Genomic DNA, 15,134 nt, shown 5'->3' on the forward strand with positions numbered 1-15,134 from the left:
TGGTTCCTAGGGTTTGTCTAAATGAAGCATTAGTTTCTGCTCACCACAAAAGGAAGGGCCTTGTTAAGCAGTTCTCCTGAATGTTGGAGGTAATACATTCCGGTAGATAAATTGGGTAGATTCCACCTGATTGTATTCCATCCAGATGTAGTTTCGGTCTGAAAAGATTTGATTTTTCGGCCAAATTGATCAATAATGGTAAAAATAACTGAAGACTGGCGGGTGAACAACTTGACAGTTAATTCGGCGTTTCCCCCGTTTAAAAGGTTAGGGTAAATTTGCCAGTCGCCAGCTTCGCAGTTTGTTTTTTCCTCAAGAATTTCGGAATAAGAGGAATTTCCGTCTTTGTAAACATACCTCAATCGGTAATAATTCACATTTTGAATTTCAGCATCAAGGAATTGATAGGATTGGAACCCTGTTTTTCCATTGCTGTTGATTTTGGCAATTGGAGCAAAAGAAACTCCATCCTTACTCTCCTCAAGTTCAAAATGGTCGAAATTATCATCGAGATTCCAAGCCCAATTCAAGAGTACCCGGCATTCATCAATTTGAGCATTAAAACCTTTCACACTACCAGAGGAATTAGAGAGGTTCCCATCTTTTTTCATTAAGACAACAGATGTATAAGGTTTCAAAACCACTTTGTTGGTATAAATGGTATTTTTTACATCCATATAACTGGTTGGCAGAAGAATTGTCTTATCAGATGTGGTTGGATTGTATTCAAACCTGATTATTTCATCCGCTTTTACATTAACAGCAGAGGCTTCAAACAGGCCTACATTGTCCAGCCAATAGGAAAAATTCTCATTGAATGCCTGGAATATCAAGTGCCCAGCCGATACTGAACTGGGAAAGGAAAACAATACTTCATATTCGGTCCGGTTAGGGCTGAGGTAAATTTTCTTCGAACTGGAAATAGGACTCCAGGGGGAGGTACTATGTCGTAAATACACCTCAATCTGGGTTTCTCGTTCAGCTACAGCACTAAAACGTAGGATGTATTGCTTGTTCTTGTCAATCGCTCCACAATTCAAAGCCACTACTCCCTGGGATTTTCCAGAGATTTTCACTGCTCTTTTATCCAGCACACTATTAGCAGACCAGGTTGTCGCACAATCGCCCTTGGGAGACCAACAAGACACGCCCATAGAAGTGTTTTCAAATCCGGGGTTGTTGTATTTATTGCGACTGTTGTCAATTGACACCAAATTGTAGGGGCGATACCGCATGGAGCCCCCTCCTCCATCCAGGTTTTTCCCATAAGGAAGCATTGGCCCCCTTACATCATACATTTTTTCAACATTGCCTACCCCCGGCTGATCGTAGTTGGCCATGATGGTCAGGTTTTCGTCAAAGGGGCGAGAATAATAATTCCCAGAAAAGCTACCCATTTTGGCAAAGTCATTTACGTCAGACTTAAAGTAAAAGGTAGTTTGATCGGTCGACTTTGAAAAAAAGTGGTTGGCCGTAAAAACCGCATTGGTGATGGGACTTCCTAAATCGTCATGTACCGTTTTTATTTGCACTTTGTTGTTGTACAAGGTGTTGTTCTGGATTTTGATGTTCCTTGCGTTGTGAATGTAAATGCCATTATTGACACAGTGGGCAACGGTATTTCCTATCACATCGACATTTGTGGCATTGTCATCCAGGTAAATTCCTTCTGCAGCAGCATAATCGGAGCGATTGGTACCTTCTGGTGCGCCCAAACCATTCAACACAATATTACCAATAACACTCCGATTCGAAAAAGTAGTATTTGCCTTTCCTGTCCAGGTATAAATTCCACTTCCATCATCAATAACCAGACAGAAAGTGTCAATGTAGTTGTTTTTGATGAGGTTGTTGTCGCCTGCAAATCTGATTCCGACATATCCTGTTTTGACGATGTGGTTGTATTCTGCTTTGAAACCTTTTGTATAACTGATGATCCCATAGGCTTGATTTTCCGTGATCATGCCGGGAAAAATACCTGTATTTCGGATTTTATTATTGGTTAAAACAGCATTGGAAGCATCGTATTTCAGGTTAACTGCGATGCTATTGGAATTGGTTATTTCAGAGTTTTCCAAAACGAAGTTCGAACAATTGAAAACACGGATAGCATCTATTCCAGAAAATAATATCTTGGTGTTTTTGATGCGCAGGTTTTTCAAATTTGCCGCATTGGAATATACACCGTACTGGTTGGCCCCTTTAATGACCAAATTGGCAATTACAATGTCATTGGCTTTTGACTCGATCAGGGTATTCGTAGTAGCGATTTGAACATTGTAGGAGGTGGGAGATTTTGTACCGAAAAAAACATTGAGTTTTTTTGTACTTGGGTTGTAATACCATTCTCCGAATTGATCTAGGGTTTTGATGTGATTTTGAATGAAGTAGCCATAGCCATCTTCTAAATCGTAATCGGTATCCTTGCTGTAGTTAATCCTGGATTTGGTTGTAGTGGTAATTGGCACCCTTTCGATGGTCCATCTGGAAGTTCGAACCACCAATTCTCCGTTATTCCAGGTTGGGCTTGCGGGTAATTGATTGTCAATAATGTGCAAATTTCCATGACCCTCAAAGGTTAAAAAACCCTTATTGCTGGCATCTGCGTTGGGATACCTGCCCATGGCATAACTGGTGTTGTTGATTGCCACCATGTTTACATTTCCAGGGGTATTGATCACCGGACTTTCATAAATGCCCCCACCGACGGAGGTCCATGTTGAAATATTGGTAAATCCATTGATGACTGGGGCAGCACCGCTCCCATAAGCTGCTAAAACGATGGGTAAGGAAGTTGAGCCGGATTTGACTATTTGAATGCCTCCGGAAAAAACTTCTCCTCGTTTAAAAAGCACAGAATCCCCTGGCTGAAGTTGCGAAAAAAAAGCATTTAACTTCGCAATTGTTTTCCAGGGAGTTTGAGCATTTCTCGCCTGTTGAGGGCTCCTGCTGTCATCTCCAGTTTGGCTAGAAAAGTAGTAATTGGTTGCAAACGAGTTGAGTGCACTGCTAAGGATGAGCAGTGTCAGAAGTGTGAATTGTTTCATAATCGGTTTTTTTATATAAGTTACTCGCTAATAAGAACGCAAAATATTTTCCTTTGTTTCCCTAATTACTTCAATAATTTATTTTCAATGAGTAACTTACTACACTTACACATCAACTTAAAGGGTAATTTAGATCTTTCTGTAATATCTAAAAGTGAGTTTTTACCGTCAGTAAAGTTCAATAACCACAACATTGCCATTTGTAATTCTTTTTGGTCATTATCCCCACCAATGGCTGCATACAAGCCCCTTTTCCCCAGTTGTGGTTCACATTTTGGAAAAAGATTTTGGAAATAGAGGTTCTGTTCAAGAATTTCTACAATCTCCTGGTAAATGTCAAACGAAGCTTGAAGAAAAGTGGGTTGAATCAATTGAAGGTTGTCACCAGAAGTGTGGTATTCAGGATAACTGCCAAAAGGGGAACGGGTTAAATTGCCAACTGGCAGATTAAATCCCGGCGAACAAAACTGGCGCTCATCATAACCGTAAGGAAAAAAGTCGATGACTTCGCAAGGGTAGCCAGAATGCTCTAGTACATAGGTAACTACCCGGTCAATTTCAGCATCCCCCCTTCGGCTTTTTTTAAAGGTGAATCCGCCAGCATCGCCAACCAAAGAAACCACCAGACCATGTTTAATGTGATTAACTTTATGTTCATTCCGGGCTAGCCAGGTAATGGAGCCGATGGTTCCCGGAATGAACAGGAACCGATAGGAATACCTGTTTTTTTGTTTTTGAAGGTGTTTGGCTAAAAATGTCAATAAACTAATCCCGGAAAGGTTATCGTTGGCCAAAGAAGGGTGGCAAATGTGAGCCGAAAAGAGCACCTCTTCTTCAGACTCGCCTGGAAGGTAAAGCTCACCATACGTCAGGCTGCCTTCTTCCAAGCTTGAATCAATGAAAACCTCGTAATCGCCATCCGGCAAGTCCAGGTATTGATTGTGGGACATGCAAAAGCCCCAGTTTTCCTGGTAATAGGACGTTCGGTAAGGGATCAGGTCAGGTTTATCCGGCAGTGTAAAAAGATGTTTCTTCAGTTCTTCCAGTCCAATTGTCTGATGGACGGGAGTACTGTACTGCAAGATATGCAGGTTATGGTCCTTAAAATCGATTATCTTTTTTCCGTCCGGGCCAATGATCCAAGCATCCCGGATATTCCATTCCTTAGGTACCGTCCAATCGAAAACGGGAGTATTGCTGGGTACTTCGTGTATTTCTATTGGAATGTATTCCTGTAGTATTTGTAAGGATTGGCGTACTCCATTTCCAGTGATGCTCCTACAAATAGGAAACAGTCTTTCAGCTAAAGCATACATGCTTGGGCCGGTCGAGGCCAGGTTCTCCATAAGTCCGAATTAGTAGTTTTTCTCCAACTGGTTCCATCTCCGGTAAACCGGTTGCACCGATTCTCCTTCTAAATACTTTTCCACCCCTTCCGTGATTGCTTTTTGATAAATGCCAAGGGCTTCATGAAATATTTCAACGGTTTGATCAATGTCCTTCTCTTTGTGGGCATAACTCAACACCAGGTTTGGAGCAATCACTCCTCCTTTAATCAATTCTTGCAACAGCAAAGTTCGAAAAGGTTGCGAAGGGCGGCCAAGGGCATCACGGGTGGAAAAAACCAGACATACAGGAAAACCGTGTATCCCCACAAAATTTTGCAAGCCGTGGTGGGCAATCGATTGGTTTAGCCCCTGTCTGAGCCGTTCGCCTTGAACCTGCATGTGTCCAATCACGTCTTTTTCCTGGTATTCTTTCACCACTGCAATAAAGGCGGCCAGAGCGTGGTTTTCCGCCCCGTGTGTAGTGGACAATAAAAACACCCTTTCCTTGTCGTGGTACAAACCACCTAGTTCCATAATCTCCCTTTTTCCGGCTAACGCCGAAATAGCAAATCCATTCCCCATGGCCTTGCCAAAGGTAGAAAGGTCGGGAACAATATTGTAAAGAGTTTGCGCCCCTCCGATATGCCAGCGAAAACCAGTGATCATTTCATCAAGAATAAAAACAGTACCATTTTCCTTGCACAATTGTTGCACTCCTTGGAGGAATTGTGGGTCAAATGGATCATTTTTTTCAATTTCCATGATCAGGCATGCCAACTGCCCAGGGTATTGATTAAACAGGGACTTTACGCTTTCCAGGTTGTTGTACTGGAAGGTTACGGTCAGGTCGCGTACCGATTGTGGTATCCCGGCATTTACTGCGGTAGTGCCAATGAACCAATCATCAACGGAAAAGAAAGGGTGATCTGCGCAAAGCGCTACCATGTCCCGACCTGTGTACGCTCTGGCCAGTTTGAGTGCAGCAGTGGTTACATCTGATCCATTTTTTGCAAATTTGACCATATCTGCACCGGGCACTACTTTTAAAAAAGCTTCGGCTGCTTCAAACTCAATCGTAGCTGGGCGGGCGAAATTGATGCCCTTCCACATTTGTTGGCAAGCTGCGGTGATTACTGCGGGGTACCCATGCCCCAGGGCTACTGCACGCAACCCCATTCCATATTCGATGTACTCATTGCCATCAAGGTCCCAAACCCGACAGCCCTCACCTCTGGTGAGGTAAGGCGGATGAAATTCGGGGAATTGGTCGTCACCCTTTGCATAAGTATGACAGCCACCCGGAATGAGTTGATGAATTTTTTTCTTCAACTCAAGCGATTTTTCGAAGTTTTTGTGTTGCATGTGTGTGGTGAGGTTTATGATTCCCTTTGTGATCACCTAGCTTTGCCAAGGTTAAAATCCAAAACAGGAAGCGGGATAAAAACTACAGATTAATCCAAGACCTGTACCTCTGGGATAGGGATTACAAATTTCCCTCCCCATTCCAGTACATGCGCCATTTGCTGGCTGATCTCTTTTTTCAGATTCCAGGGAAGGATCAAAACGTAATCGGGACGAGTTTCCTTAATTTTATCTGGCGCGTAAATTGGTATGTGGGTCCCTGGCAGAAAATTTCCTTGTTTATGGGGGCTTCTATCAACGGTGTAGTCGACAAAATCGGTACGAATGCCGCAATAATTCAGGAGTGTGTTGCCTTTGCCTGGGGCACCATAACCAACCACCGTTTTCCCAGCTCGCTTTGCTTCAATCAAAAAACTGAGGAGCTTACGTTTCGTTTCTTTGACCTTTTCTTCAAAAGTAGCGTAATATTCCAGGGTTTCCATCCCAAGCTGTTGTTCCCGTTGAATGAGTTCCCGCACATTATCTGTAATGGGTTTGGATTCATCGGCAGTATGGCGACCATAAATGCGTAAAGAACCTCCATGGGTCGGCAATTCCTGAACATCAAACAAGGTGATGCCATGATGGGCAAAAACACGATTAACTGCTACAAAGGAAAAGTAAGAGAAATGTTCGTGATAAATTGTGTCGAATTGGTTTTCTTCGATCAAACGCTGCAAATGAGGAAATTCCATGGTGATTACCCCACCGGGGGCCAACATTTCTTTCATCCCCTGCACAAAGTCGTTTAGGTCAGGCACGTGGGCCAATACGTTATTTCCCAACAACAAATCGGCTTTGCCATATTGGCCAGCCAGGTGTTGAGCGGTTTGAGTACCAAAAAACATTCCTTCCGTCCTGATACCTTTTTCACGGGCTGCTGCAGCTACGTTCCCCGAAGGTTCTACCCCAACAACAGGGATTCCCTTCTGAACAAACCACTGTAAAAGATAGCCATCATTGCTGGCAATTTCCATCACCAGTTTATCCGAGTTGAGGCCAAAACGGTCAATCATCAACTCAGTATACAGCCGGGCATGCTCTAGCCAGGAGTCCGAGTAAGAAGAAAAATAGCCATATTCCTCTGAAAAAATTTCATCTGGTGCAGCAAACTCTTCCAATTGTACTAACCAGCAATGGTGGCAAACATAGGCATGAAGTGGATAAAATTTTTCTGCCTCGTTGGCTTGTTCTGGTTTAACGTGTTTTTGACATAAAGGCGACATGCCTAAATCGACCACACCGAACTCCAGATCATTTCCACAAAAGCGGCATTTACTAGTTCCCGATGAATTATTTTTGTTGCTATGTGTTTGCATAATAGTTGAATTTAAAAATGCCAATTAAAAATCACAGGGTCATACCTGCAAAGTCTTCAGAAAGCAAGGGAAGGTTTTTGTCTTTTTCAGAAATGGTGCTTATTTCCAAAGGCCAGGCTATGTTGATTTTGGGATCATCGTACCGAATGCCCCCATCCGCATTTGGCGCATAAAAGGCAGTATGGTGGTAAATGAGCTCACAGTGGTCCGCTAAGGTTTGAAATCCATGTGCAAACCCTTCTGGTACATAAATCATCCGCATGTTTTGTTCGGACAATTCAACACCAACATAGTGCAAAAAGGTAGCCGACCCATGCCTAAGGTCCACGATAACGTCAAAAACACTTCCACGAATGCAGCGAATAAGCTTGATCTCCGCATGTGGTGGCCTTTGAAAGTGTAACCCACGCAAAGTTCCTTGTTGATTCGAATGGGAGTGATTGAACTGGACAAATTCCTTGTTGTGACCGATGGCAGAAAATTCACGCTTGCAAAAGGTGCGCGCAAACAGGCCCCGATCGTCACTAAAAGGCTCCAGGTCAATAATGTATGCTCCTTCCAATGCTGTTTTATGAAAAACCATATACCAACTTGAGTTGATTGTCCATTGTCTGACGAGCCAACAGGTCTTTAATGACATTTAAACGAATCAATTCGGACTGATGGTAATTGGCATCCTGAAAATGAATGGCTTCCAAACCTTGGATCAACCCCTTCACGGTATCCTGAAGTTGATACTGTGGCTGATGCTGAGGCGCCAAAGACTCAAAAAGATCGAAACTCACGCGATAGGACCGCTTATCAGGCTGCGCGTCTGGATTGATGGAGAGGGTAATCCCTGGCAAGATCTTCTGAATCTCTAAAGCTAAATCCTTGACTTGGTAATTCCAGCCATTACTTCCTGTATTGACGGTAATGAAGGTTCCTCCATTCTCATTTTTACGCTCTGCCGCCCAACGGATTGCTCTGGCCATGTCTAAAACATTGATCAGTGGTCTCCAGGGAGAGCCATCACTAAGGATGGTAATTTTGCCCGAAGTCATAGCCCCGGCCACAAAATCGTTGAGCACCAAATCCAGGCGCAGGCGGTCACTCATCCCGCAAGCTGTTGCAAAACGTAGGCAGGTGATTTGAAAATTCTCCGCAGCAAGCCCTTCCAGTCCTGCTTCAGACATTACCTTAGATTTGGCATAAGCAGTGAGTGGATCCAGGTTGGAAGATTCAACACGGGGTGCATCCTCCGCACTTCCGTATACACTACAACTGGATGCAAAAATGAATTTTTTCACCCCTTGGCGTTTCGCCATTTTGGCAATTTCAAGGTTGGCTTTGTAATTGATTTCCAGGGTTGGCTCTTCGAAGCGATTGCCGATGGGATCATTGGAAATTGCCGCCAGGCTGACTACTACATCCACCCCTTCCAACAAGTGTTCCGGGAATTGCCGTACATCACCATAGTGTTGTACATTGAGTAGTGAATCAGGGCTAATGGTGTTGCTGGTGATGTATTTGGCAAAATATCCAATATCATAACCAATCAGATAAGCATCTGGGTGAAATTTTCGAAATTCTTTGGCAATACCAGGGCCAACATAGCCCAGGTTGCCGGTGATTAGTATTTTCATGCCGAAATGATATGAATTGATTGCATAAATAGGTTTGATCCAGATTAGCTGAATTTTTCATTGTACCACAAATACAAGGAAAGGCCAGCTTTCAAAAAAAGAAACACACTATTGGTATTTTAAAATTCAGCAATTGAGCATGGTGATTATTTCCAAATCTTCCAGGGGGCATTGCCTGATTCCCACATTTTTTGGAGTTCATTTTTGTCCCTTAAAGTGTCCATCGGAAGCCAAAATCCTTCATGTCGATAGGCCATCAATTGACCATCATCAGCCAGGCCAGTCAGAGGGTCATGCTCCCAAAATGTTTGGTCACCTTCAATCCGATCAAGCACCCGAGGAGACAGTACAAAAAAACCACCATTGATCAAGGAACTTTCTTCCTTGGGTTTTTCAATAAAGCTTTTTACTTGTTCATTCTGGATGTCCATGACTCCAAAGCGGCCAGGTAAAAACGTTGCAGTAACAGTGGCATCTTTTCCATGTTTAAAATGAAAATCAATCAAATCGCCAACATTGATGTTGGCTACACCATCCCCATAAGTGAAACAAAAAGCTTCCTCATTCTGAATGTGACTGCCCACTCGTTTGAGTCGCCCTCCAGTCATGGTATCTTCGCCAGTATCCACCAAAGTAACTCTCCAGGGTTCAACCCTTTTTTGATGCACTTCAATGGTGTTTGTTTCCAGGTTGAAGGTCACATCCGATTGGTGAAGAGCGTAATTTGCAAAATACTCCTTGATTACATACCCTTTGTAGCCACAGCAGATTATAAAATCATTTACCCCATAATGGGAATATATTTTCATGATGTGCCATAAAATGGGTTTTCCACCAATTTCAACCATGGGTTTTGGCTTAAGGACTGTTTCTTCTGATAAGCGGGTTCCAAGACCACCTGCTAGAATAATTGCTTTCATTATGGTGCTGTTTTAATTTTTGCTTTAATCATTCCATAAATAAAAATGGGACCGTAATAGAGGTACCTCCGCCACAACCGTTTGGGCTCACTAATCAGTCTGCCAAACCATTCTAATCCCAGATTGATCCACACCTTGCCTGGGCGTTTCGTACTTCCTGCATAAAAATCAAATACCGCGCCGATACAACAGGTAACCCTGGCGTCCAAAGCATGATGAAATTGGTAAGCCCATTTTTCCTGTTTTGGCGCAGTCATACCCACAAACAAAACCTCTGGTTGAAAAGCGTTTACAGCCTCTATCATCTCATGGCTATCCTCAGCTGTGAATGAAGCTTTATAAGGTGGTGAGCAAAACCCAGCGCTAATTTGTGGGTATTCTTTTTTCAGGCGCTTTTGGATTTTGAGCAATACCTCGTCCGAAGACCCTAGATAAAAGCATTTTCCGCCTTTTTTATTCAAGTAAGACAAGAGGTATTCATGTACATCTGCACCAGCAATTTTGGGTATTCTTTCACCACTCAAAAAGCGAATAGAGGCAGTAACGGCCACCCCATCAGGTAGTAATATTTCTGCGCCAAGCAGCGCATTTTTAAACTCTGGATCTTTTTCTGCGATACAATAAGAATACTGATTCAGCGTGTTGACCAGAATTTTTTGATCTGAAACGAGTTCATCCAGGGACCCTGAAAAGAGTTTGTAGTTAAAAAAAGGGGTAGAGGTATATTTCATTGTTAGCAGTTGACGTTATCCAATCAACAGGCACAAGCCTATTTTATTACACTATCGTACACCAGACGCAAGCTTTTTAAATTGCTTTCTGGAGTGTATCGATCCTCATATGTTTTTCTTGACCTAAGTCCGTAGGCTTCTTTTTCCGACTCGGGTAAGTTGTTCCAATACGCCAATTTTTGGGCCAAATCAGCTGCGTCACCCGTTTTAAAATGTAATCCATTGTGGTGATCCTCAATCATGGTTGACATGGCTCCAATGTTGCTGGCTATGATTGGAGTTCCCGTTGAAAAAGCATGCAATAGGGTTAGGGGCATTCCCTCGTACCAAATGGAAGGGAAAACAAGCGCAGTGCAATTGCGCAATTCCTCCGACAACTTATCATGGGACAAAGCTCCCATACAACTGATGTTTGGATGCAAACGTGTACTTTCCTTGACATCCTGGTCCATTGGGCCGTAACCATAAATCACCAGTTTAAAGGGAACTTTCGAAAATGCGTCTAACAATACCTCTATCCCCTTTTCGGACACAAACCTTCCAATGAATAAAAAATGGTCCTTCCTTTTGGTTTCCTCTTCAAAAGAAGGATCTGGAATAGAATTGGATTTGAGTAAAAACTTTTTTTCAGGAATCCCCAGAGTCGATTGCATAAAAACTTTAATCTCAAATTCTGAATTGACGATGTATGCGCTCACCTTCTGCCAGGTTTTCAATTTTTTATGCAGATAAATGGTAAAAGCCAGCCAGAAGGTTTGGAAAATTGAGTCCCGATACACCCCGAGCATGACTCCTTTCCAGGGGAATTTTTTGGTGATGCTGTCCAAAAACAGTTCTCCATTGTACAAAAGTGTAGCAGAGGGGCAAATAAGCCTATAGTTGTGTAAAGACAATACGACTGGGACCTTGCAATAGTGGCATGCTACAATAGTTGAAGGAGAGGCGGCAAAATGCCAATTGTGCACATGGACTACCTCTGGTTGGAATTTGCGGATTTTTTTTACCATAGCCCAAAATGAAAACAGGTTAAATGGTAGAAAAAAAACCGGGAGTAGGGCACCTAAAAAGGTGTCTGAGTTTTTAAATTTCATTAGTTCGACCGTAAATCCAGCGCTCTGCAACAAGGCCATTTCATCAATCACCAAATTGTCTTCCCCCCCCTTGAACCGGTAAAAAGTATGTACGAATAAAATTTTCATTTCTATTGGGTTCTATTGAAAAAGAAATCATTCCAGAATGGTCTCGATAATCCGGTTCTGGTCCTGTTCAGTTAGATCATAAAACATGGGCAATCGGAGCAAACAATCCGTATATTCATCACTATTGTTTAGTTCCCGCTGGTCGTGCTTCCCCGCGAAAAAGGGGCTTTTATGCAGCGACAAATAGTGGAATACTGCATGGATGTCCTTGCTTTTGAGTTTTTGAATAAGGTCGCTTCGTTTTTGCAAGTCCTTAAAAACAAGGTAAAACATATGCCCATTGTTGGTAGCGTATTGAGGGATACTAGGAAGCCGAAAGTTTTTTCCCTCAGCAAATTCCTTCAGCCCCTCGTAGTACCGCTCCCAAATCTCCAATCTTTTTTTCTGAATAGGGCCTAGGTTCTCCAACTGAGCAAATAAAAAGGCTGCAATGATTTCAGAGGGCAAAAAGGAAGATCCAATATCTACCCAACCGTACTTATCTACCTCTCCTCTAAAAAATGCAGAGCGGTTGGTTCCTTTTTCCCAGATGATTTCTGCACGTTTGACAAAACGTTCGTCATTTACCACCAATAATCCCCCTTCTCCACTGATAATGTTCTTCGTTTCGTGAAACGAAAAAGTGCCCAAATGCCCAATTCCACCCAAAGGCCTGCCTTTGTAATAGGCGTCGATAGCTTGGGCTGCATCTTCAACCACCCATAATCCATGGGCACTGGCAATATCCATAATGACATCCATATCACAAGCAACTCCTGCGTAATGAACCACCACTATCGCCTTGGTTTTAGGCGTGATCAAAGCCTCAATGCTCAATTCGTCAATTCCTGGGTGGTCTGTTCTGGAATCCGCAAACACAATTTTTGCGCCTCTCAATACAAAGGGGTTTGCTGTGGAGACGAAGGTATAGGAAGGCATAATGACTTCATCTCCAGGCTCAATGTCTAGCAATATTGCCGCAATTTCCAGGGCATCGGTACAGGAAGTTGTCAAAAGGCACTTGTGGAAATGATAATGCGATTCAAAAAAGTGCTGGCATTTTTGGGTGTAGGCTCCATTTCCACAAAGTTTTCCAGACTTCAAAGCAAGGCCAATATGGTGTTCTTCCATTCCGGTAAGAAATGGTTGATTGAACGGAATTTTAGACTCCATTTTTTTTAATTAGGGTTTGACAATTGGTTTATAGAGAGAGAATCAGTTGAGGGCTTGCAGTATTCCCGTTTTAAAGTTTTCAACCATGGTTTCAATCGTGTATTTTTTTGCACTTTCCCTACAGTTTCCTAACATCTGGACGTAATCTCCACTAAGCAAAAGTTGGATAACTGCACGGCTGTACTGATCGATTGTATTGGCAACGATTAAGCCATTTTTCCCATGTTCGAGGTATTCTATTTCCGGGCTGTGAAATTCGTAGCGGGTTGTGACAATCGGGGTTTCAAGTGCAAAGGCGTCCAAAATACCCAATCCCACCAGGCCAGGCATCAAAAAGAGGGTGGAAATTTTGAAATACTTGACCCTGTCTTTACCAAATTTTGGTCCAACATAATGAATCCAGGGATACTGCATTGCTGCATTGGTTATCTTAAGGGCGTCAATACCCGATCCAATAAAAATCATATGAAAATTGGGAACCTCCTTTTTTATATTCAAGCAGGCTTCCAGTAAAAAATCAATCCGTTTTTCCGGGTAAATTCCCCCACAGAAAATGCCGACCTGCTCTCCCTCAATACCCAATTCTTTTTTCAGCTCCATCACTTCCAATTCTGTAGTTTGAGCATATTCTTGCTGAATGAATTGGGTGTCTATAGCATTTTGCACAATGGTAATTTGAGACTGGGGGTACCCTTTTTCAATCAGAAAATCTTTAACTCCACTGGTGTAGGCAAACCACCAATCGCATTGTTTCAAAAAAAGGTATTTGAATTGATTAGCAAAGCTGTTCTCGGTGTCCTGCCTGTTTCTTCCATGCCCCCAAAAGCCTAGTTTGGCCTTAAAAACCCGCCTGCTGATCATCAATAGATAATTCAAGATCAACTTGTTGGCAGACTCCACAATAATTAAATCTTTGCCCTTCAGTTCCTGCAAGCATGGTTGCCAAATCAGGGTTCGGCCACCAAATTTTATCTCTATATTGGGGACGTATTTGCTCCAGGACAGCTCGACTTCATCTTTTTTCAGCCCTTCTTCATTACTCTGTTTGCCATAAATCAAGGTCAGTTCTACCCCTTCTTTAGCAAGGGCATTTTTCAGCCCATCGAAGAACTCTTGGCGATACTGGACTAGTGTTCTCTGGATGATTGCTACTCTTTTCATAGGACTTTGATTGTGAACAGGTACTGCTTATTTGTCGGTTAATTTAAGTTTCAGCTTATATTCATTTATCGCTCCACTGTATATGGCCAACAGACGTCGAAGGTTGGCTTCTGGGGTATAATTTTCTTCATAAGTGGCTCTTGCTCTTTGTGAATATTGCGCCTTTTCTTCTTCAGAACGGGCACTCCAGTAAGCCAATTTCTGGGCTAAATCAAGCGGGTTTCCGGCTTCAAAATGCAAACCATTGCTGTGGTTCTGGATCATTGTTGACATTGCACCCAAATTACTCGCAATAATCGGGGTGCCCGTTGAAAGTCCTTCTATTACGGTCAAAGGCATGCCTTCGTACCAAATCGAAGGAAATATAAGCGCACTACATTTACGCAATTCTGCAAACAAATTTTCATGCGGCAGTGCTCCCTTAAAGCTTATGTTTGGATGCAATTCTGCAAAATCCCTTACTTTTTGCTCCAAAGGACCATAACCATAGATATGCAGTTGGAATTCGGTATTGGCAAAAGCCTTCAACAGAACTTCAATCCCTTTTTCGACTACCAATCTACCTACGAATGCAAAATGTTTGCCTCTGCCATTTTTTGCCCAAACAATTGGGTCTGGAATAGAATTTTGCTTGGTAACAAATTTATCGGCAGCTATCCCAAAACTAGATTGTAAAAAAATGTCTTTCATGAAATCTGAAAGAACTATGAATTTGCTTACTTTTTGCCAGGTTTTTAATTTTTTATGCACAAAGACACAGAAAGCTAGCCAGAAAGTCTGCAAGCTTGAGTTTCTGTATACTCCAATTTTAATGGCCGTCCAAGGAAATTTTTCCTTCAAGCTTTCTAAAAAAAGTTCACCGTTATTAAAAAGTATCGCACTTGGGCAGAGCAGTCGGAAATTGTGTGCCGTTAATACCAAGGGTGTTTTTAATACATGAGCAGCAAAAATTACAGAAGGCGAAGCGGCAAAATGCCAATTGTGCAAATGAATGATGTCTGGGCGGTATCCACGTATCTTCTTCAAGGTTTTAATGAATGAAGATACATTGAAAAGTAGAAAAAATAGATCAACAATTGAGTCCAAAAACTTTGTAGGGTTTTGAAATCCCAAAAGCTCAACGTCAAAGCCCGCGGCTTTAAGTAAAGCTATTTTTTCAAGCACCATGTTGTCTTCGCCACCCGTCTCCCGATAAAATGAGTGGATGATCAAAATTTTCATTCAAAATTGTTTTGTCCATAACAAAAATAT

At 42.5% G+C, this 15,134-nt stretch carries 12 protein-coding genes; all 12 read right to left on the bottom strand.

What is annotated here, in order from left to right; genetic code table 11:
* Positions 1–29: 29 nt before the first annotated feature.
* Positions 30–3,047, bottom strand: a complete 3,018-nt coding sequence (locus SFV55_RS27840; RefSeq protein WP_320032868.1) for a right-handed parallel beta-helix repeat-containing protein — start codon at positions 3,045–3,047, stop codon at positions 30–32.
* A gap of 65 nt (positions 3,048–3,112) precedes the next feature.
* Positions 3,113–4,393, bottom strand: a complete 1,281-nt coding sequence (locus SFV55_RS27845; protein WP_320032869.1) for a DUF4910 domain-containing protein — start codon at positions 4,391–4,393, stop codon at positions 3,113–3,115.
* A gap of 9 nt (positions 4,394–4,402) precedes the next feature.
* Positions 4,403–5,737: a glutamate-1-semialdehyde 2,1-aminomutase gene (locus SFV55_RS27850; protein ID WP_320032870.1), complete on the bottom strand. Its 1,335-nt coding sequence runs from the start codon at positions 5,735–5,737 to the stop codon at positions 4,403–4,405.
* A gap of 89 nt (positions 5,738–5,826) precedes the next feature.
* Positions 5,827–7,095: a class I SAM-dependent methyltransferase gene (locus SFV55_RS27855; protein WP_320032871.1), complete on the bottom strand. Its 1,269-nt coding sequence runs from the start codon at positions 7,093–7,095 to the stop codon at positions 5,827–5,829.
* 31 nt (positions 7,096–7,126) lie between these two features.
* Positions 7,127–7,678, bottom strand: coding sequence for a dTDP-4-dehydrorhamnose 3,5-epimerase (rfbC, locus tag SFV55_RS27860; RefSeq protein ID WP_320032872.1), 552 nt, complete (start codon positions 7,676–7,678; stop codon positions 7,127–7,129).
* Entirely contained in the window at positions 7,665–8,720 is a 1,056-nt protein-coding gene (locus SFV55_RS27865) for an NAD-dependent epimerase/dehydratase (RefSeq protein ID WP_320032873.1), read from the bottom strand. Before SFV55_RS27865 ends, rfbC begins: the two co-directional genes overlap by 14 nt.
* 146 nt (positions 8,721–8,866) lie before the next feature.
* Positions 8,867–9,640 carry a glucose-1-phosphate cytidylyltransferase gene (gene rfbF, locus SFV55_RS27870; RefSeq protein WP_320032874.1) on the bottom strand — a complete coding sequence of 258 codons (774 nt, stop codon included), beginning with the start codon at positions 9,638–9,640 and terminating at the stop codon, positions 8,867–8,869.
* Positions 9,640–10,371 carry a WecB/TagA/CpsF family glycosyltransferase gene (locus SFV55_RS27875; RefSeq protein WP_320032875.1) on the bottom strand — a complete coding sequence of 244 codons (732 nt, stop codon included), beginning with the start codon at positions 10,369–10,371 and terminating at the stop codon, positions 9,640–9,642. Before SFV55_RS27875 ends, rfbF begins: the two co-directional genes overlap by 1 nt.
* Before the next feature lie 38 nt (positions 10,372–10,409).
* Positions 10,410–11,570: a glycosyltransferase family 4 protein gene (locus tag SFV55_RS27880; protein WP_320032876.1), complete on the bottom strand. Its 1,161-nt coding sequence runs from the start codon at positions 11,568–11,570 to the stop codon at positions 10,410–10,412.
* 27 nt (positions 11,571–11,597) lie between these two features.
* Entirely contained in the window at positions 11,598–12,722 is a 1,125-nt protein-coding gene (gene rffA / locus SFV55_RS27885) for a dTDP-4-amino-4,6-dideoxygalactose transaminase (protein WP_320032877.1), read from the bottom strand.
* A 42-nt stretch (positions 12,723–12,764) separates the two neighbouring features.
* Positions 12,765–13,883: a glycosyltransferase family 4 protein gene (locus SFV55_RS27890; RefSeq protein ID WP_320032878.1), complete on the bottom strand. Its 1,119-nt coding sequence runs from the start codon at positions 13,881–13,883 to the stop codon at positions 12,765–12,767.
* Between the two features lie 27 nt (positions 13,884–13,910).
* On the bottom strand, positions 13,911–15,104 hold the full coding sequence (locus tag SFV55_RS27895) for a glycosyltransferase family 4 protein (protein WP_320032879.1): 1,194 nt from the start codon (positions 15,102–15,104) through the stop codon (positions 13,911–13,913).
* Positions 15,105–15,134: the final 30 nt, after the last annotated feature.

The sequence above is a fragment of the Haliscomenobacter sp. genome, from assembly GCF_033763495.1.
Taxonomy (GTDB): Bacteria; Bacteroidota; Bacteroidia; order Chitinophagales; family Saprospiraceae; genus Haliscomenobacter.

Coding starts and splice junctions, on each gene's coding strand:
- SFV55_RS27840 (WP_320032868.1), bottom strand. CDS start 3,047: ATGAAACAATTCACACTTCTGACACTGCTCATCCTTAGCAGTGCACTC.
- SFV55_RS27845 (WP_320032869.1), bottom strand. CDS start 4,393: ATGGAGAACCTGGCCTCGACCGGCCCAAGCATGTATGCTTTAGCTGAA.
- SFV55_RS27850 (WP_320032870.1), bottom strand. CDS start 5,737: ATGCAACACAAAAACTTCGAAAAATCGCTTGAGTTGAAGAAAAAAATT.
- SFV55_RS27855 (WP_320032871.1), bottom strand. CDS start 7,095: ATGCAAACACATAGCAACAAAAATAATTCATCGGGAACTAGTAAATGC.
- rfbC (WP_320032872.1), bottom strand. CDS start 7,678: ATGGTTTTTCATAAAACAGCATTGGAAGGAGCATACATTATTGACCTG.
- SFV55_RS27865 (WP_320032873.1), bottom strand. CDS start 8,720: ATGAAAATACTAATCACCGGCAACCTGGGCTATGTTGGCCCTGGTATT.
- rfbF (WP_320032874.1), bottom strand. CDS start 9,640: ATGAAAGCAATTATTCTAGCAGGTGGTCTTGGAACCCGCTTATCAGAA.
- SFV55_RS27875 (WP_320032875.1), bottom strand. CDS start 10,371: ATGAAATATACCTCTACCCCTTTTTTTAACTACAAACTCTTTTCAGGG.
- SFV55_RS27880 (WP_320032876.1), bottom strand. CDS start 11,570: ATGAAAATTTTATTCGTACATACTTTTTACCGGTTCAAGGGGGGGGAA.
- rffA (WP_320032877.1), bottom strand. CDS start 12,722: ATGGAGTCTAAAATTCCGTTCAATCAACCATTTCTTACCGGAATGGAA.
- SFV55_RS27890 (WP_320032878.1), bottom strand. CDS start 13,883: ATGAAAAGAGTAGCAATCATCCAGAGAACACTAGTCCAGTATCGCCAA.
- SFV55_RS27895 (WP_320032879.1), bottom strand. CDS start 15,104: ATGAAAATTTTGATCATCCACTCATTTTATCGGGAGACGGGTGGCGAA.